This is a genomic window from Mycobacterium sp. MMS18-G62 (assembly GCF_053877835.1).
Genome location: NZ_CM132662.1, coordinates 4,042,554 through 4,058,449 on the forward strand (window position 1 = coordinate 4,042,554; position 15,896 = coordinate 4,058,449).

The 15,896-nt window shown below is 66.0% G+C and carries 20 protein-coding genes; 8 read left to right on the top strand and 12 right to left on the bottom strand.

Features of this window, described 5'->3' with window-relative positions; translation table 11 throughout:
• Window positions 1–3: 3 nt before the first annotated feature.
• Entirely contained in the window at window positions 4–708 is a 705-nt protein-coding gene (gene lexA, locus ACWW36_RS20155) for a transcriptional repressor LexA (protein ID WP_456137742.1), read from the bottom strand.
• Between the two features lie 209 nt (window positions 709–917).
• Between lexA and ACWW36_RS20160 the strand changes: the two genes are divergently transcribed.
• On the top strand, window positions 918–1,367 hold the full coding sequence (locus ACWW36_RS20160; RefSeq protein WP_456137743.1) for a LysM peptidoglycan-binding domain-containing protein: 450 nt from the start codon (window positions 918–920) through the stop codon (window positions 1,365–1,367).
• Window positions 1,368–1,529: 162 nt separating this feature from the next.
• Window positions 1,530–1,994 (top strand): transcriptional regulator NrdR, encoded by a 465-nt coding sequence (nrdR, locus tag ACWW36_RS20165; RefSeq protein ID WP_456137744.1) that lies wholly within the window; start codon window positions 1,530–1,532, stop codon window positions 1,992–1,994.
• A 10-nt stretch (window positions 1,995–2,004) separates the two neighbouring features.
• Here the strand turns inward: nrdR and ACWW36_RS20170 are convergent, their stop codons facing one another.
• From ACWW36_RS20170 to ACWW36_RS20180, 3 genes are read right to left on the bottom strand one after another with little or no spacing between them, the layout of a single operon-like run.
• Entirely contained in the window at window positions 2,005–2,688 is a 684-nt protein-coding gene (locus ACWW36_RS20170) for a PhzF family phenazine biosynthesis protein (RefSeq protein WP_456137745.1), read from the bottom strand.
• Window positions 2,689–2,721: 33 nt separating this feature from the next.
• Window positions 2,722–3,744, bottom strand: coding sequence for an alpha/beta fold hydrolase (locus tag ACWW36_RS20175; protein WP_456137746.1), 1,023 nt, complete (start codon window positions 3,742–3,744; stop codon window positions 2,722–2,724).
• Between the two features lie 59 nt (window positions 3,745–3,803).
• Window positions 3,804–4,775, bottom strand: coding sequence for a proteasome assembly chaperone family protein (locus tag ACWW36_RS20180; RefSeq protein ID WP_456137747.1), 972 nt, complete (start codon window positions 4,773–4,775; stop codon window positions 3,804–3,806).
• A 226-nt stretch (window positions 4,776–5,001) separates the two neighbouring features.
• Here ACWW36_RS20180 and ACWW36_RS20185 point away from each other — a divergent pair, with 226 nt between their 5' ends.
• Entirely contained in the window at window positions 5,002–5,799 is a 798-nt protein-coding gene (locus ACWW36_RS20185) for a trypsin-like serine peptidase (RefSeq protein ID WP_456137748.1), read from the top strand.
• A 13-nt stretch (window positions 5,800–5,812) separates the two neighbouring features.
• Here ACWW36_RS20185 and sthA read toward each other — a convergent pair whose 3' ends face one another.
• Window positions 5,813–7,219: a Si-specific NAD(P)(+) transhydrogenase gene (gene sthA, locus ACWW36_RS20190; protein ID WP_456142564.1), complete on the bottom strand. Its 1,407-nt coding sequence runs from the start codon at window positions 7,217–7,219 to the stop codon at window positions 5,813–5,815.
• Between the two features lie 130 nt (window positions 7,220–7,349).
• On the opposite strand from sthA, the gene ACWW36_RS20195 reads away from it, so the two are divergent.
• Together ACWW36_RS20195 and ACWW36_RS20200 are read left to right on the top strand one after the other, a co-directional pair.
• Entirely contained in the window at window positions 7,350–8,054 is a 705-nt protein-coding gene (locus ACWW36_RS20195) for a hypothetical protein (RefSeq protein ID WP_456137749.1), read from the top strand.
• Between the two features lie 91 nt (window positions 8,055–8,145).
• Complete coding sequence (locus tag ACWW36_RS20200; protein ID WP_456137750.1) at window positions 8,146–9,195, top strand: DUF4192 domain-containing protein; 1,050 nt, start codon at window positions 8,146–8,148, stop codon at window positions 9,193–9,195.
• Here the strand turns inward: ACWW36_RS20200 and ACWW36_RS20205 are convergent.
• The 3 genes from ACWW36_RS20205 to ACWW36_RS20215 all read right to left on the bottom strand — a co-directional run bounded on the left by ACWW36_RS20205 (window position 9,192) and on the right by ACWW36_RS20215 (window position 11,523).
• Window positions 9,192–9,881 (bottom strand): iron dependent repressor, metal binding and dimerization domain protein, encoded by a 690-nt coding sequence (locus ACWW36_RS20205; RefSeq protein WP_456137751.1) that lies wholly within the window; start codon window positions 9,879–9,881, stop codon window positions 9,192–9,194. The genes ACWW36_RS20200 and ACWW36_RS20205 overlap by 4 nt on opposite strands.
• Window positions 9,882–10,017: 136 nt before the next feature.
• On the bottom strand, window positions 10,018–10,977 hold the full coding sequence (locus ACWW36_RS20210) for a sigma-70 family RNA polymerase sigma factor (RefSeq protein WP_456137752.1): 960 nt from the start codon (window positions 10,975–10,977) through the stop codon (window positions 10,018–10,020).
• Window positions 10,978–11,124: 147 nt separating this feature from the next.
• Entirely contained in the window at window positions 11,125–11,523 is a 399-nt protein-coding gene (locus ACWW36_RS20215) for a DUF3099 domain-containing protein (protein ID WP_456137753.1), read from the bottom strand.
• 65 nt (window positions 11,524–11,588) lie between these two features.
• Between ACWW36_RS20215 and ACWW36_RS20220 the strand changes: the two genes are divergently transcribed.
• Window positions 11,589–11,825, top strand: coding sequence for a DUF3039 domain-containing protein (locus ACWW36_RS20220; protein WP_456137754.1), 237 nt, complete (start codon window positions 11,589–11,591; stop codon window positions 11,823–11,825).
• Here ACWW36_RS20220 and ACWW36_RS20225 read toward each other — a convergent pair.
• Entirely contained in the window at window positions 11,815–12,825 is a 1,011-nt protein-coding gene (locus ACWW36_RS20225) for a YihY/virulence factor BrkB family protein (protein ID WP_456137755.1), read from the bottom strand. The genes ACWW36_RS20220 and ACWW36_RS20225 overlap by 11 nt on opposite strands.
• A gap of 27 nt (window positions 12,826–12,852) precedes the next feature.
• Window positions 12,853–13,044 (bottom strand): DUF7455 domain-containing protein, encoded by a 192-nt coding sequence (locus tag ACWW36_RS20230; RefSeq protein ID WP_456137756.1) that lies wholly within the window; start codon window positions 13,042–13,044, stop codon window positions 12,853–12,855.
• 132 nt (window positions 13,045–13,176) lie between these two features.
• On the opposite strand from ACWW36_RS20230, the gene ACWW36_RS20235 reads away from it, so the two are divergent.
• Window positions 13,177–13,536, top strand: coding sequence for a DUF952 domain-containing protein (locus ACWW36_RS20235; RefSeq protein ID WP_456137757.1), 360 nt, complete (start codon window positions 13,177–13,179; stop codon window positions 13,534–13,536).
• Here ACWW36_RS20235 and ACWW36_RS20240 read toward each other — a convergent pair.
• On the bottom strand, window positions 13,533–13,904 hold the full coding sequence (locus ACWW36_RS20240) for a RidA family protein (RefSeq protein WP_456137758.1): 372 nt from the start codon (window positions 13,902–13,904) through the stop codon (window positions 13,533–13,535). The two genes, ACWW36_RS20235 and ACWW36_RS20240, sit on opposite strands and share 4 nt — an antisense overlap.
• A gap of 78 nt (window positions 13,905–13,982) precedes the next feature.
• Here ACWW36_RS20240 and ACWW36_RS20245 point away from each other — a divergent pair, with 78 nt between their 5' ends.
• Window positions 13,983–14,765 carry a hypothetical protein gene (locus tag ACWW36_RS20245; protein ID WP_456137759.1) on the top strand — a complete coding sequence of 261 codons (783 nt, stop codon included), beginning with the start codon at window positions 13,983–13,985 and terminating at the stop codon, window positions 14,763–14,765.
• Here ACWW36_RS20245 and ACWW36_RS20250 read toward each other — a convergent pair.
• Window positions 14,762–15,856, bottom strand: coding sequence for a methyltransferase (locus tag ACWW36_RS20250; RefSeq protein WP_456137760.1), 1,095 nt, complete (start codon window positions 15,854–15,856; stop codon window positions 14,762–14,764). The genes ACWW36_RS20245 and ACWW36_RS20250 overlap by 4 nt on opposite strands.
• Between the last annotated feature and the right edge of the window lie 40 nt (window positions 15,857–15,896).

The window sequence follows — 15,896 nt, forward strand, 5'->3', positions numbered from 1 at the left end:
CGGCTAGATCTTGCGGATAACCGTGACGACCTTGCCGAGCACGGCGGCGTCGTTGCCGGGAATCGGGTCGAACGCGGGGTTGTGCGGCATCAGCCATACCTGACCACGCGTTCGCTTGAACGTCTTCACGGTGGCTTCGCCGTCGATCATCGCCGCGACGATGTCGCCGTTGTCGGCGACGTTCTGCTGACGAACGACGACCCAGTCGCCGTCGCAGATGGCCGCGTCGACCATCGAGTCGCCGACCACCTTGAGCAGAAACAGTGAGCCCTCGCCTACCAGCTCACGTGGCAGCGGGAAGACGTCCTCCACGGCTTCCTCGGCAAGAATCGGGCCGCCGGCGGCGATGCGGCCGAGCACCGGCACGAACGTCGGTTCCGGCAGGGCATCCGACCCCGCCACATCGGTCGCGACGATCGGCGTCACGCTGTCGTCGACGCCGCGCACATCAACGGCCCGCGGCCGGTTGGGATCGCGCCGCAGGTAGCCCTTGCGCTCGAGTGTCCGTAACTGATGAGCCACCGACGACGTCGACGTCAGCCCGACGGCGTCGCCGATTTCCCGGATGCTGGGCGGATAGCCGCGAGAAGTCACCGACGCGCGGATGACCTCCAGAATGGTGCGCTGACGCTCGGTCAGTCCTTCGGTGGGTGTTCTGCGCCCAGTACCGACGGTGCCGTCCCCGCTGTCGCTGCTGTCGTCGCTCATGGCGCCGAATGTAGTCCGCCCACCGAAGATAATCAAACATGTGTTCGAGGCGTGTCGCCTTCGCGGGTCAGCCCCCGATCGGCCGCCGAAATTTGTCGGTGGGTCGCTCTATCGTTTGCAACAGTTCGATCACACGTTCTATAAATCGAACATGTGATCGAGTATGTTCGAACACAAGAGCGAAAAACATCGGAGCGGAAGGCAGGCACATGACGATCCTCGACACCCGAGAATTTGAAGCGACGCCGGTGGTCAGGCCGGGATTCCGGCAGGCAGGCACCGGCCGGCGGCCCAAGTCCCAGCGTCCGGGTGGGGCACCGATGCGCTACCGCGGTAGCGGCGTTCTGGTGTCGCGGGCGTCGCACCGCCGCAGGCCCATCACCCCGGCGACGACGGTGGGGCTGGCGCTGATCGCGGCGGCGATCACCGTGTGGCTGGGTCTGGTGGCTCAATTCGGTGAAATGGCGGCCGGCACCACCGCGGTGCCGGATCGACTGGCCGTGGTTCAGGTCCAGATGGGGGAGACGCTGCAGCAGGTCGCCCATCGAGTGGCTCCTGAGGCTCCCGTGGGCCAGGTGGTAGAGCGCATCCGCGAGCTCAACCAACTCGATTCCGTGGCGCTGGACGCCGGTCAGACCCTGATCGCACCGATCGGCTGACGGCGGCCCGTGAGCAGTGAAAGACGCTGCCGCCCAATGTCTCTGGCCGTCAGGGCCGCTGTCTGCCGGCCAAACTCCCCGGTGCTGGGCTACTCGGGGGCTGCGCAGGTACGCTCAGAGACGTTCGAGGTAGTTGTCTGTCCGCGTGGCGAAGGAGCGGTGATGCACTGTCCGTTCTGCCGCCATCCCGACTCTCGCGTGGTCGATTCCCGCGAAACCGACGAGGGCCAGGCCATTCGGCGTCGCCGCTCCTGTCCGGAATGCGGCCGCCGGTTCACCACCGTCGAGACGGCGGTACTCGCCGTCGTCAAGCGCAGTGGCGTCACGGAGCCGTTCAGCCGGGAAAAGGTGATCCGCGGTGTGCGGCGGGCATGCCAGGGCCGTCAGGTCGACGACGACGCCCTGAACCTGTTAGCCCAGCAGGTGGAGGACGCCGTTCGGGCGACGGGCTCACCCGAAGTGCCCAGCCACGAAGTCGGGTTGGCCATTCTGGGGCCGTTGCGTGAGCTCGACGAGGTGGCTTACCTGCGGTTTGCCTCGGTGTACCGCTCGTTCGAATCCGCCGAAGACTTCGAACGAGAGATCGAGGCACTGCGCGCGGCCCGCGACGTCGCGGCACAGGGCTGACCGACCGCCCTCAGATCTGTTTGATGCCGTCGCTGACCACGCGACCGGCGATGCGGACCCAACCTTCCGGGCTCCATTGCGTGTAGATCACCGAGCCTTTGCCCTGCACGATCGTCAGGTCGCGGCTGAGGTAGTCGGTGATCCGCACCGCGGCCGCGCCGGTCGCCTCATCCTCGGGCACACCCAGGCTCGCGGCGAACATCCGCGCGCGCAGCACGCCCTGCTCGCGGTCGGTCCATGTCCACACGAAGTTCTGCACGTCGTCGGGGTAGTCGTCCGGGTCTGCGGCGAACAGCTCATCGGTTGAGGCCACGTCGTAGATTGCGAACTCCGGCGCCCACTCCGAGCGCGCGCTCACTGCGGTCACATCGTCGTCGTAAGCGACCTGCACGATGCCGGCCGGGACCTGCAGCGTGTGGATGGGTGTGCCTCGGTCGCGCAGCCACCACGATGCGCCCACGGTCGGATGTCCGGCGAACGGCAGCTCGATGGCCGGGGTATAGATCCGCGCGTGTGCGCTGCTCGCTCCCTGTTGCGGCACATCGATGAATATCGTTTCGCTGTAACCCAATTGGGTGGCGATGCGCTGGCGGTCGCCGGGCTCGACGGTACTGGCGTCGACGACGCCGAGAGGGTTTCCGAAGTTGCCGTCAGGGTCGGTGAAAACGCGCAACACTGTCACGTCGATGGCCATGGGCCGATGCTACGTGGTGACGCGAAGCCCTGATCAGGTGGCGCTGCGCTCGTCGGCGCCCATCGCGTCGAGTACGGCGACGCGGGTGTCGACGGGCCCGGAAATGGTGCCTTCGCCGATACCGTCGCGCAGCAGACTGCGAAGGTATTCCTGGTCATAGACGGCGGGCTCGGTGGAATCGATGAACCGCTCGACGACTTCGACAAAGCGGTCCGGATCGTCGTGGAACGGAAAATGTCCGGAGTTCTCGAAGATCTCCAGCTGTGAACCGGGCATGGCGGCGTGCGCCATCTCGGCGTGGCTGACGGGAATCACCGAATCCCGTGTGCCCCAAATCAACTGAACTGGAACGGATTGCGTCAAATAACATCGATCCAGCATCGTGACGACCTGGCCGCGCCAATCCACCACCGCGCGCAAGGTGCGGGCGAACGCCGACGACGCGGTGGGCTCCGGTAGGTCGGCGAGGATCCGCAGCACGTCGGGCAGGTCGCGGCCCAGCCCCGTCGACCCGAACATCGCCCCGGCGACGCGGCCGAAGGCTTGCAGCGCAGGCAGAAGCAGCGGCAGCCGCAGCAGCGCGAGCGCCTCGCTGCCCAGCGGAAGCGAAGCGAATCGCAACGCGACGTTGACGTCCTTGGTCACGCCGCCGGCGCCCACCAAAATCAGCCGATCCACCAATTGCGGGAACTGGTAGGCGAATTGCATGGCCACTCCGCCGCCGAGCGAATGCCCGATGACGGTGACGTTGTCGATGTCGAGCACACTCAACAGATCACGCATGCCGTTGGCGTAGGCGGCGACCGAGTAGTCGGCGCGCGGCTTGTCGGATTTGCCGTGGCCCAACAGATCGGGGGCGATGACGGTGAACCGCTGCGCGAGCTTGCTTTGCACCGTGCTCCAGGTGGTGGAGTTGTCGCCGATGCCGTGGATCAACAGGATCGCCGGCCCGGAGCCGGCCACTCGGAACGCACGCCGGTATCCGTGGATGGTGCGGAACTGCAACGTCGGTGTGAGTTCACGCACGGAGCGCAGGTTGGGCTTTCGCTCGCTCATTGCGCCCGCTGCGTTGTCGCGGTCATTTATCGCCAACTTCGTTGTCGGGCCGGTGAGGGCTACTTGTCGTCCTCTTTGAACTTGTCACCGTCCTGTTGGGCGAGGAATCGTTCGAACTCGGCGCCGAGTTCATCGCCACTGGGCAGGTCTTCGTCGCGCGCCAGCAGCGATCGATTCTCCTGAGCGGCAACGAAGGCATCGTACTGTCGCTCCAGCGCCTCCACCACTTGAGCGACTTCGCTGCTCGCCGTGACCTGTTCGTTGATCTTGTCGTTCACCTCGACGCCGGCCTCCACGAGCGCGGCCAGCGGAATCTGCAGCGAGCCGCTCTTGGCGACCTGCGCCAACAACGCCTCTGCGGCGGCCGGATAGTCGGTTTGTGCCAGATAGTGCGGCACATGCACGGTGTACCCGACGACCTCGTGGCCATGCTGGGCCATCCGGAACTCCAGCAGGTTCGACACGCTCCCTGGCACCTGCACTTCGCCTACCCATGGCGTGTGGTCGGCGATCAGCTCCTTGTCGTTGGCATGCGCGGTCATCGTGATCGGGCGCGTGTGCGGTACCGCCATCGGGATGGTGCCCAAACCGATGACCCGCCGGACGCCGAGCCGCTCGGCCAGCAGGCGTACAGCGGTGATGAACCGCTCCCAGCGCAGGTCGGGTTCCATGCCGGCAAGGAGCAGAAACGGTGTTCCCACGGTGTCGTGCAGGGCGTAGAGGTTGAGCTCTGGCTCCTCGTAGTGGGTGAAGTGGTCGGTCTTGAACGTCATCAGCGGGCGCCGCGACCGGTAGTCGAGGAGTTCGTCAATCGCGAACGATGCGACCAGCTCGGTGTCCAACGTGTTCTTGAGGTGCTGGGCGGCCAGCCGAATCGCGTGCCCGGCGTCGGAGAAGCCCTCAAGGGCGTGGATCAACACCGGTCCACGGCCGTCGTCCGATGACAATTGCGGCGCGGGAAACTCCAGCTCGTACATCCCGGTCTGTTCGGGGTGGTAGTGCTGCTCTGGGCTACCTGGGTTATCAGCCATTTCGCCTTGCCTCCTCGCCTCGATGCCGCGCCCAACCGGGCGCGCCACCGAGACCACTAGTGTCGCGCATTTCGCGGCGGACGCCATTGCGGCCCCACCTACCTGTGCCAACGCGACACCGAGACTGCCGCATTCCAGCTGGGGTGCCCGTTCTGGGCGGCATTCAACGTCTCGGTCGCGATGTTTGCCACATGCCGTGTGCGCCCGGTTCGGGCAAGATCGTCAGATGCGCATATCCGCGGTCGCCAAGACGGCACTGGCGGCCGGGCTGCTCATCGCACTGGCGCCGTCCTGCGCGCGGCCCGCTCCGGCAGCGCCGCCAACCGCGGCCAGCCCGGCGCGTTCGGCCACTGCACCGACCGCGACGGGGATGCCGCCCGACCGACGGGTCGGCGCGGTGTTCCTCGGCGGCGGCGATCTGCATACCTGCTCCGGCGCTGTGCTGGACTCGGCCGGCGGTGACCTGATCCTCACCGCCGCACACTGCGTGGCGGAGGGTCTCGACACGAACTTCGTCGCTGGTTTGCTCAACGACGCACCGGCGCAGGACGTCTGGCACATGGACGCGGTCTACCTGGACCCTCGCTGGGTGGCGAACCAGGACCCGCTGGCCGACTTCGCGATCGCTCGGGTGAGCCGCGATGCGGGCGGGACGATCCAGGCGCAGGCGGGCGGGGGCCTGACACTGGGTCCGGCCCCGAAGCCGGGCACCGTCGTCACCGTCACCGGTTATGCACTGGGCGAGGGCGGCGGCCCGATCGGCTGTCAGGGGGCTACCGCACCGGCCGCCACGGGCTTTCCGTCCTTTCCGTGCGCGGCGCTGGTCGACGGCCTGTCTGGCGCGCCCTGGATCATCGGCTCGACCGTCGTCGGTCTGATCGGGGGCCTTGACGGCGGCGGCTGCGACGAAAACGTCTCGTATTCACCGCCTTTCGACGACGCGATCAGGCAGCTGCTGGCACGCGCCGAGGCGGGTGGCCCGGCGGATGTGGCGCCGACGGCGTTCGGCGACGACTGCAGTTAGTCGGACGACAGGCCTAGGTGCGGAACTGGTTGAGCGCCCGCAGCTTGTTCATCACGTCCAGCGCCGCGACCTTGTAAGCCTCCGAGAATGTCGGGTAGTTGAAGACCGCGTCGACGAGATACTCGATCGTGCCGCCGCAGCCCATCACCGCCTGGCCGATGTGGACCAGTTCAGTCGCACTGGTTCCGAAGATGTGAACACCGAGCACCTTCAGGTCGTCGGTGGACACCAGTAGCTTGAGCATTCCGTACGAGTCACCCGCGATCTGGCCGCGCGCCAGCTCGCGATACCGCGACACCCCGACCTCGTAGGGAATCGAGTCCTTGGTGAGTTCCACTTCGGTGGCACCGACGTAGGACACCTCGGGAATCGAGTAGATGCCGATGGGTTGGATCTCGGTGATGCCGTTGGTCGGCTCACCGAACGCGTGGTAGGCGGCCAGCCGGCCCTGCTCCATCGACGTCGCGGCCAGTGCGGGGAAGCCGATCACGTCGCCGACGGCGTAGATGTGGTCGACCTTGGTCTGGAACTGGTCGTCGACGAAGATCCTGCCGCGGTTGTCGGTCTCGAGGCCGGCGTTGGTCAGGTCGAGGTGATCGGTCTGGCCCTGCCGCCCGGCCGAGTACATGACCGTCTCGGCGGGTATCTGCTTGCCGCTGGCCAGGGTGGTGACCGTGCCCGCGGCGCCGACATCGACTGCCGTCACCTCTTCTCCGAACCGGAACGTGACTGCCAGGTCGCGAAGGTGGAACTTGAGCGCCTCCACGATCTCCGGATCGCAGAAATCGAGCATGGTGTCGCGCTTCTCGACAACCGTGACCTTGGTGCCCAGCGCGGCGAACATCGAGGCGTATTCGATGCCGATCACGCCGGCCCCGACGACCACCATCGACGCCGGCAGCGATTTCAGGTCCAGGATGCCGTCGGAGTCGAGCACCCTGTCCTCGTCGAACTCGACACCTGGCGGGCGGGCAGGCTTGGTGCCGGTGGCGATCACGATGTACTGGCCGCTCACGGTGGTGCGTTCGCCGCGGGTGGGTTCCTCGACCAGCACGGTGTGCGCGTCGACGAACCGGCCGTGGCCCTGGATGAGGTCAATCCTGTTGCGCATCAACTGCGATCGGACCACGTCCTGTTCCTTGCCGATCACGTGCGAGGTGCGCGCCAGCAGGTCGGCGGGGGTGATCTTCTCCTTGACGCGGTAGCTCGCGCCGTACAGCTCACGCTGGCTCATGCCGGTGAGGTAGACCACCGCCTCACGCAGCGTCTTGGACGGGATGGTGCCGGTATTCACGCAAACACCGCCAAGCATCCGCCCGCGCTCGACGACCGCGACCGACTTGCCGAGCTTTGCCGCTGCGATCGCGGCCTTTTGCCCGCCCGGACCGGAACCGATGACGACCAGGTCGTACTCCAGCATGGAACCCATGGCAAAAGGTCTACGCCGGTTGGCGCAATCTTGCATGCCGACCACGTCAATAGGCCGTGAACAATTGTTCCGCGGTGCGCCTGCCCGACCCGCCGGTGCGCCGGTGAGACGATGATTGGCGATGGTCGGGACGCTGTCGTGGTCGCTGCGTGTCTGCACGCTTGCCGTCGCGGTGGTATTGGTCGGGGGCTGCACTCGCGTCCTCGCCGGAACCGCGCACCCGGTGACGCCTTTCGCCGATCCGACGCCGGTTCCGGTGGGGGACTTGTTGATCGAACCCGATCGCTTCCCGGCGGGATATCCCGCCGCCGTACTCGACGGCTCCGCGGTGTACCGGGTGCTTCAAGACGTCGACGGTGTCCCCGCGGGGTCGGTCGTGACGCCGCCGGAGTGCGCGCCGCCGCCGCTCGCAGCGCAACAGACCGCTGCGGTGCAGGGCATCGACAGCGAGAACGCCAGCAGCCTCATCGTCACCGTGACGCGGCCGGCCGCACCGCTGCGTGCGCGTGCCGAGCAACTGACCGCATGCCCGTCGTTCACCGCCGTCCGCGGCGAGGACATCTCGACGGTCACATCGACGATGCTGCCCGCTCCGCCGCTCGACGCCGACGACACCTACGCCGTCGACCAGACCGCGAAGGCGGATTCGACCGGCTCGATGTGCAGAACGTTGACGCTGGCCGCGCAGATCGGCGACATCCGGGTCAGCGCGACGTGGCTGCATGAGGAGACTGCGGAGGCCACTCCCGATGTCGCCCCAGATACCCACGCCCTGGACATCTTGTTCACCGATGCGGTGCTCAAGGTCAGGCGCGGCGGACCCTAGCCCATCCCCAGTCGCGAATTCATCCCCAGACGGCCCGGTGTGACCGTCGCACCGCCTCCGGACGACGGTGCGGGTTGCGATGTTGGCAGCCATGACGACATCGCAACCATCCGACTTTCACCTCAACCGGCCCGGTGTACTGATCGCGGCCCTGCCCGCCGTTCTCGGCTTCGTGCCAGAGAAATCGCTCGTGCTCGTCACCGTGGACCGAGGCGAGATGGGATGCGTTATGCGCGTTGATCTTTCGGACCAACTCCTGGAGTCGCTGGATCACATCGCCGACGTCGCGGCAGCGGCGAGACCGGATTCGGCGATCGCGGTGGTGGTCGACGAGGAAGGCGCGGGCTGCCGGATGTGCAACGACGAATATCGCGAACTGGCGGCCGGGCTGCAGCATGCGCTGGCCGCTCGGGGTATCGAGCTGTACGCCGCGCACGTCGTGGACCGAGTGGCCGCGGGTGGACGTTGGCGCTGCGCCGACGGCTGCGGCAGCGCCGGCGCCGTCGAGGATCCCTCGGCGTCGCCGTTGGCGATGGCCGCGGTCCTCGACGGGCGCAGGCTCTATGCACGTCGTGCCGAGCTCCAAGAAGTGATCGAGGTCGCCGACCCCGAACGCGCCGCGGCGCTGGCGGATGCCATCGACGGGTACGCGCAGACACACGCGGAGCGTGACGACGCCGCCGCACGCGAAGACGTCAAGGACGCGATGTCGGCAGCCAGGCGGGTGGCGAACGGCGCAAAGCTGCGACAGGCCAAGGTCATCCGACTGGCATGCGCGCTGGTCGATCCGCTTGTGCGGGACACCCTCTACGCCCTGGCCGTCGGCCAGGACGCCGCGCCGGCCGAATCGCTGTGGGCGATGCTGTCGCGCACGCTGCCGCAGCCGTGGCGCGTCGAAGCGCTTGTGCTGCTGGCGTTTTCGGCCTACGCGCGCGGGGATGGCCCGCTGGCCGGGGTGTCGCTGGAGGCTGCTCTGCGTTGCGATCCCACCCACAAGATGGCCGGCATGCTCGACACCGCTCTGCAATCGGGCATGCGGCCCGAACAAATCCGCGAACTGGCGCTCACCGGATACCGGTTGGCCGAGCGGCTCGGGGTGCGCCTACCGCCACGGCGCGTCTTCGGCCAGCGGGCCGGCTAGACCTTCTCGACCTTTACGGCGTGCGCCATGTGGTGGGGCAGCTCGACCTGCTCGTGGCCGGGGATCACGATCATCACCCCGCCGTGGTCGTTGGCTTCGACGGTCACCCGGGCGTTGGGCACCACGCCGGCGTCCTTGAGCCGCGCGATCAGATCGGCGTCGCCCTGGACGTGTTCGGTTAGCTGTCGCACCACGACGGCCACCGGCATACCCGACGGCACTTCCGTCAGCCGGACCAGGCTGCGATCTTCGCTGCCGACCAGGTCGACGCCCAGCTCGGACAGGCCGGGAATGGGGTTGCCGAACGGGGAGGTGGTCGGGTTGTTGAGCACCTGCACCAGCCGGCGCTCGACGTCCTCGCTCATCACGTGTTCCCAGCGGCAGGCTTCGGCGTGGACTTCCTCCCACGGCAACCCGATCACGTCGACCAGCAGCCGCTCGGCGAGCCGGTGCTTGCGCATCACGGACACGGCAAGGGCACGGCCCTTGTCGGTCAACTCCAGGTGCCGGTCACCGGCGACGTGCAGCAGCCCGTCGCGCTCCATCCTCGACACGGTCTGGCTGACGGTGGGCCCACTCTGCTCGAGACGCTCGGCGATGCGCGCCCGCAGCGGCACCACGCCCTCTTCTTCGAGGTCGTAGATGGTCCGCAGGTACATCTCGGTGGTATCGACAAGATCGTTCATTAGGCAACCCTCCGTCACGCCAGAGTCTACCGGTCAAGCTGGGAAAACTGGGCTCCAACGTCGCCCGCACGGCTGCGGCCGGGCGTGCAATAGAGAATGCCCGCCGGTGACCCGACGGGCATTCTTCGTGCGAAAGCTAGCTGGCGTAAGACCGTAGCCGGTCGGCGCGTTCGCCGTTGCGCAGCTTGGCCATCACCTCACGCTCGATCTGGCGGACCCGCTCACGGGACAACCCGAACAGCTTTCCGATCTGATCGAGCGTGCGGGGCTGGCCGTCGTCGAGTCCGAACCGCAGCCGGATGACCTGCTGTTCGCGCTCGTCCAGCGTGGCCAGCACGTGGCGGATATCGGTGTGCAGCAACTCGGAGATGACCGCGTTCTCGGCTGACATCGCCTCGGCGTCTTCGATGAAGTCACCCAGCGGGGCTTCCTCGTCGCTGCCGACCGGCATGTCCAGGCTCACCGGGTCGCGGCTGTGCTCGAGCAGATCGGCGATCTTCTCGGCCGGGATCCCCGACTCGGCCGCCAATTCCTCGTCGGTCGCTTCACGGCCGAGGTTCTGATGCATCTCGCGCTTGATCCGGGCCAGCTTGTTGACCTGCTCAACCAGGTGGACGGGTAGGCGAATGGTGCGGCTCTGGTCGGCCATGCCGCGCGTGATCGCCTGCCGGATCCACCAGGTGGCATAGGTCGAGAACTTGAATCCCTTGGAGTAGTCGAACTTCTCCATCGCGCGGATCAGGCCCAGATTGCCCTCCTGGATCAGGTCCAGCAACGGCATGCCACGGCCGGTGTAGCGCTTCGCCAGCGACACGACCAGGCGCAGGTTCGCCTCCAGCAGATGGCGCCGCGCCGCTTCACCGTCACGCGCGACGGCGGCAAGATCACGTTTGCGGTTCTCGCCCAAGCGCTTCCGCGTGTCGAGCAGATGTTGCGCGTAAAGGCCTGCCTCAATGCGCTTTGCGAGTTCGACCTCATCGGCGGCATTGAGCAAGGCCGTTTTGCCAATGCCATTCAAGTACACACGCACGAGGTCAGCGGCTGGACTTTGGGCGTCCAAGTCGTGGTCGATGCGTGCGGTGGTGGCATTTGCCATGACGGCCTCCTGATCGGGTCGAACTGTCATGAGCTACAACGCCCACGGTCCGCTAAGAGTTCCCACCAGTTAGCCGGTTCACACCTTCTGATCTGCGGTTATTCGACCGTGACCTGAGAATGTGCTGAGAATAGAGACAGAAGTTCCTCAGCTGGGAACATCGCCGCGCGGATCGCCCGCATCGGGTTGCGAAGACAGGGGCGCGCGGCCTTCCAAGGCGGGCCGCTCGGCCGTCGGGAACAGCGGGATCCGCCGGGCGTCGTAGCGCCGCGGCTCCTCCGCGCGCCGGGGCGGGCGGTCGTTGGCGATCAGCACCGCCATCCACGGCAACGGCACCGACACCACGATGATCGCCAGAGAGATGAGCCCGTTGTGCCAGATGCCGTACGCGACCGCAGCGAGGATCAGTGCCGGGATGCGCCAGAACATCAGCGTCAGATACTTGCGTACGCGTTCGCGGTGCTGCTCCTCGTAGGGCGCTGCGGCACGAGTGATCAGGACGGGCTGGCCGTCGTCGTCGAAACTCAGCTCTTGGCCGTGTTTCATGCCTCCACTGTTCCACACTCGGCGTGCGCTGTACGGGCCGGATTCATTACGGGCAAAATGGTCACATGCGAACCCAGACGATCGAGCGCACCGACACCGACGAACGCGTCGACGACGGGACCGACAGCGACACCCCGAAGTTCTTCCACTACGTCAAGAAGGACAAGATCGCCGAGAGCGCGGTCATGGGTACGCACGTCGTCGCGCTGTGCGGCGAGGTGTTTCCGGTGACGAAGGCCGCCAAGCCGGGATCGCCGGTGTGCCCCGAGTGCAAGCGCATCTTCGAGAAGCTCAAGACGTAGCGGCGTCGCCATCCGCCACGGTGGCTGCTGCGGGCGCAGGAGGCGCCACCGCCGTCCCGTCGCCGTTGCCGTTGCCGTTGAGCGACTCCGCCTTCTCTTCCAGCCACCAGCGCAGCCGGCGTGCATGGGTGGCGGGCGCCGGCCATTCCTCCTGGATCGAGGCGTTGAGCTCGGCGCCGATCATGATCGCGAACCCGAGGAAGAACGCGAACAAGAGGAAGGCGATCGGCGTCGCGAGCGCGCCGTAGGTGTAGCCAGTGCTGGTGATCCACGTCAGGTAGATCCGAAGTCCGAGTGTGGCGACCAGGAACACGACCGTCGCCAGCACCGAGCCGATCAGCAGCCGGTGCGACGGCAGCGGCTTGGGCAGCGACACCCGGTAGAGGATGTTCATCCCGACCACCAGAGCAATGAACAAGCCGGGGTAGTACCCGAAGGCCAGCGCGTTGTCCCAGCTGTCCGGGAGGAACTGGGCGATCTTGCGCGGCCCCAGCGCGACGAAGGGGGCGGCGGCTATCGCGAAGACCAGCATCGCCACGTACAAGCCCAGCGCATAGAACCGCTGACGCACGGGGTGGCGCAGCGGCGTCTGGTCGTGCGCTTCGGTGATCGAGTCCACGAACGCTGAGATCGCCGAGGAGCCGGCCCACAGCGAGATCACGAATCCCAGCGAGACCACCTCGCCGCGAGCGCCCTTGACGATGTCGCGCACGGTGGGCTCGATGATCTCGTTGACCACGTTCCGGGAGAAGAAACGGGCGGCGGTGCTGATGAATTGGTTCTCGATCATCGGCAACGTGTCCGGTCCGAACAGCGGAGCGATATAGGCCAAGCTGCCCAGCATGCCCAGAAGCAGAGGCGGCAACGAAAGCGCACACCAGAACGCTGCCTGAGCCGATTCGGAAAAGATCGAATCGTCCCAGCTTTTCGACAATGTGCGCCGAACGATATGCCAAATGTGATGCTTCGATGGCTTGATAGGCGCCGGCTGGTCAGTCATGACCAGTCCAGCATTACTGATTCGGTGCTACGGCTCTAGGGGGCTGGCTTCGAGAACCGCGGCGAGCTCGACCAACTTTGCTTCATGCTCGTTGGCGTGATGCTGGCAGAACAGCAATTCGGCACCGGACGGAAGCTTCGCGCGTACACGTGCAGCGGCCCCACAACGATCGCAGCGATCAGCCTTGGTCAGTTGGGGACTGGTGAGCGTTGCGTTCATGGCCACCTCCGTGAATGCGTCGGGTACATCTACTGTCTCAGACGTTTTCGGTTCCAGCCTTGTTCCCCGGGGGTTTACGGGTGTGTCGTGTCTCACGGTTACGTCGAGTTGCGAGCGGTGCAGGCTGACGATATGTCCGATTCGCCGAGCATTCTGGTCCACATTTGCAGTGCCGATGACTGGCGGCGGGCGCAGGCCCTCGGTGAGCATCGGCCCGATTCGCTGAACGCGAACGGGTTCGTTCACCTGTCGACGCCTGAGCAGGTGCATTTGCCGGCCAACCGGCTCTATGCCGGACGAACCGATCTTGTGCTGCTGCACATCGACCCCGCACGCCTGTCCTCCCCGGTCCGCTGGGAGCCCGGTGTGGCCACCGACCCAGATGCGATGGTGTTCCCGCATCTGTACGGAGAATTGCCAGGTACGGCTGTGATAAACGTCACGCCGTATTTGCCAGACGCAGGCGGGCGCTTCGGGCCGCTTGCGCGCTAGACCTCGCGGTAGGCGTCGACTTCGATCTCGACGAGCAGATCGGGCGAGATGAGCGACGACACCTCGACCATGGTTGACACCGGCAGAGTCTCACCGAAGACCTCGGCGTGCACCGCGCCGACTTCCCTCCACTTCGAGATGTCGGTGACGTACATGCGGGTCCGCACCACGTCGGTCAGGGACGCGCCGACCTTTTGCAACGCAATGTCGATGCGCCGCAGCGCTTCCCGTGTCTGCTCGGCGGCGCTCTCGCCCGACCCCGTGGTTCCAGCCACCACGATGTGCGAACCTGCGCGCACCGCCCGTGAGTAGCCGACCGCCGACTCGTACTCGGAGCCGGACGACACTCTGCGGCGCTGGGTCACCACTACAAGTTAAGACTTCGTCGTCGTCGCTGCGACAGGTTTACAGTCGCGGCGAAGATCGACAACCTAGACTCACCGATCGTGGGCATTCTGTTTGGTCTGGCGCCGTGGATCGTCTATTGGGTTCTAGTCGGTAACGTCCCGTTCACCACCGCAGTATTGGTCGCACTGGCGATCGCGGTGGTGTCGTTTGTGGTCGGGCGTGTCAGAGGGGTGCCGGGGCGCACCATCGAAATCGGTGCTGTCGCAACGTTTTTAGTGCTCACTGTTCTTACGTTCACGCTGGACCAGTCGTTCATGGAGCGGTGGATGCAGCCGCTGAGCAATGCGGGGATCTTCCTGGTTGCCCTGACCGGCGTGCTCATCGGCAAGCCGTTCGTACGAGAGTTCGCCGAAGTCGGCCAGCCGAAAGAAGTGGTCGAGAGCGACCTGTTCGCCAAGATCACCACGCTGTTGACGTGGATCTGGGTCGCCGCGTTCGCCGGCATGACCGTGTCGTCGGCGATCCCGCCGATCGTGCAGGGCGACGCCACGATTCTTGACACGAAGACCCCGCTGTCGTTCGTCTGCTACTGGGTCATCCCGTTCTCGCTGTTGGGTCTGGCGGCGCTCGCGTCGCGGATCCTGCCCGAGAAGATGGTTCCCGCGCCTGAGGACATCGTCCGTAAGACCACGTTCGTGGCGTTCGCCGAAGCGGAGATCGATCAGCTGATCTATCTCGCCACCGAACACGCCAACCGCGAAGTCGGCCCCGGCAAGGAGGCATACGACATCAGGATTGGCAGCAAGGGTGTTCCGCTCGTCGGAGACGAGACGCGGGAGTCGTGGCCCTCGACGTACAAGGTGCGTGAGCGCAAGCGCTAGACGGGTGTCGCCTCGACGATCGACACCGGGGTTGGGGTCCGGACGACGCGCTCGAGCCGAAATCCGGCCTGGCCCAACAGATTGGTCCACTCCGAACGGGTGCGTTCCTTGCCGCCGACGGCAATGAGCATCTCCAGGTCGAGCACCATGCCGAAGTCGGACGAAGCCCGTTCGGGCAGAACGCTTTCCAGCAATAGCAGCTTGCCGCCGGGCTCGATCGCACTACGGACATTGCGAAGTACGCGCACTGCGTCGTCATCGGGCCAGTCGTGGAGGATGTTCTTCATCAAATACGCGTCGCCGCCGTCGGGCACCGAGTCGAAGAAGGAGCCGTCGACGACTTTGCAGCGGTCCGCCACGCCGGCCTGCTCGAGCACAGGTCCGGCTCCATCCACCACCGAACGCAAATCGAAGAGCACACCGCTGGCGCCGGGTGTCTTCGCGAGAATCATGGACAGCAACCGGCCGTGGCCGCCGCCGACGTCGATGATCGTCTTGAAACCGGAGAAGTCGTATGCGGCGAGCACGCCGAAGATCGAAAACTCGCTTCCCGCGGTCATCGCGTTGTTGAACGCCGCCGCCAGGTCCGCGTCGGTTTCGACGTACTCGAAGAACGGCATGCCGCGGAGCTTGTCGACCGAGGGCTTGCCGGTCTGCACGGAGTAGAGCAGGTGGCCCCAGTCCTCCCAGCGCAGTGGATGACCAAGGAACAGCGCCATATCGCGCATCGAACCCGGGGTTCCCGTCCGCAACGCGGTGCCGGTCGCCGTGAGCTTGAACGTGTTGTCGCTGCGGTGGCTCAGCACTCCCTTGGACGCCAGCGCGCGCATGACGCGGTAGACCGCGCCAGGGTCCGCACCGACCCGGCGTGCGATCTCGTCGGCGCTCTGCGGGCCGTCGGCCAGCTGGTCAGGGATGCCGAGCTTGACCGCCACGTAGATGGCCTGAGCGGTCCAGCCGCCCGTGATCAGCTCCAGCACATTGATGCCACCGGGCGCCAGCAAGCGGTGTAACCGTGACAGCCCTGCGCGGACCGTGTCGATCGTCTGGACCAGCGCTAACGGCGGGATCCGTGGTGGTTTCTCGGGCACGGCGCAAGAGGCTACCGCACTTGCGCGAATTCCACCTATG

Coding starts and splice junctions, on each gene's coding strand:
- lexA (WP_456137742.1), bottom strand. CDS start 708: ATGAGCGACGACAGCAGCGACAGCGGGGACGGCACCGTCGGTACTGGG.
- ACWW36_RS20210 (WP_456137752.1), bottom strand. CDS start 10,977: ATGGCAAATGCCACCACCGCACGCATCGACCACGACTTGGACGCCCAA.
- ACWW36_RS20205 (WP_456137751.1), bottom strand. CDS start 9,881: ATGAACGATCTTGTCGATACCACCGAGATGTACCTGCGGACCATCTAC.
- ACWW36_RS20180 (WP_456137747.1), bottom strand. CDS start 4,775: ATGGCTGATAACCCAGGTAGCCCAGAGCAGCACTACCACCCCGAACAG.
- ACWW36_RS20185 (WP_456137748.1), top strand. CDS start 5,002: ATGCGCATATCCGCGGTCGCCAAGACGGCACTGGCGGCCGGGCTGCTC.
- ACWW36_RS20235 (WP_456137757.1), top strand. CDS start 13,177: ATGTCCGATTCGCCGAGCATTCTGGTCCACATTTGCAGTGCCGATGAC.
- ACWW36_RS20160 (WP_456137743.1), top strand. CDS start 918: ATGACGATCCTCGACACCCGAGAATTTGAAGCGACGCCGGTGGTCAGG.
- ACWW36_RS20225 (WP_456137755.1), bottom strand. CDS start 12,825: ATGACTGACCAGCCGGCGCCTATCAAGCCATCGAAGCATCACATTTGG.
- ACWW36_RS20215 (WP_456137753.1), bottom strand. CDS start 11,523: ATGAAACACGGCCAAGAGCTGAGTTTCGACGACGACGGCCAGCCCGTC.
- nrdR (WP_456137744.1), top strand. CDS start 1,530: ATGCACTGTCCGTTCTGCCGCCATCCCGACTCTCGCGTGGTCGATTCC.
- sthA (WP_456142564.1), bottom strand. CDS start 7,219: ATGCTGGAGTACGACCTGGTCGTCATCGGTTCCGGTCCGGGCGGGCAA.
- ACWW36_RS20200 (WP_456137750.1), top strand. CDS start 8,146: ATGACGACATCGCAACCATCCGACTTTCACCTCAACCGGCCCGGTGTA.
- ACWW36_RS20220 (WP_456137754.1), top strand. CDS start 11,589: ATGCGAACCCAGACGATCGAGCGCACCGACACCGACGAACGCGTCGAC.
- ACWW36_RS20170 (WP_456137745.1), bottom strand. CDS start 2,688: ATGGCCATCGACGTGACAGTGTTGCGCGTTTTCACCGACCCTGACGGC.
- ACWW36_RS20230 (WP_456137756.1), bottom strand. CDS start 13,044: ATGAACGCAACGCTCACCAGTCCCCAACTGACCAAGGCTGATCGCTGC.
- ACWW36_RS20195 (WP_456137749.1), top strand. CDS start 7,350: ATGGTCGGGACGCTGTCGTGGTCGCTGCGTGTCTGCACGCTTGCCGTC.
- ACWW36_RS20175 (WP_456137746.1), bottom strand. CDS start 3,744: ATGAGCGAGCGAAAGCCCAACCTGCGCTCCGTGCGTGAACTCACACCG.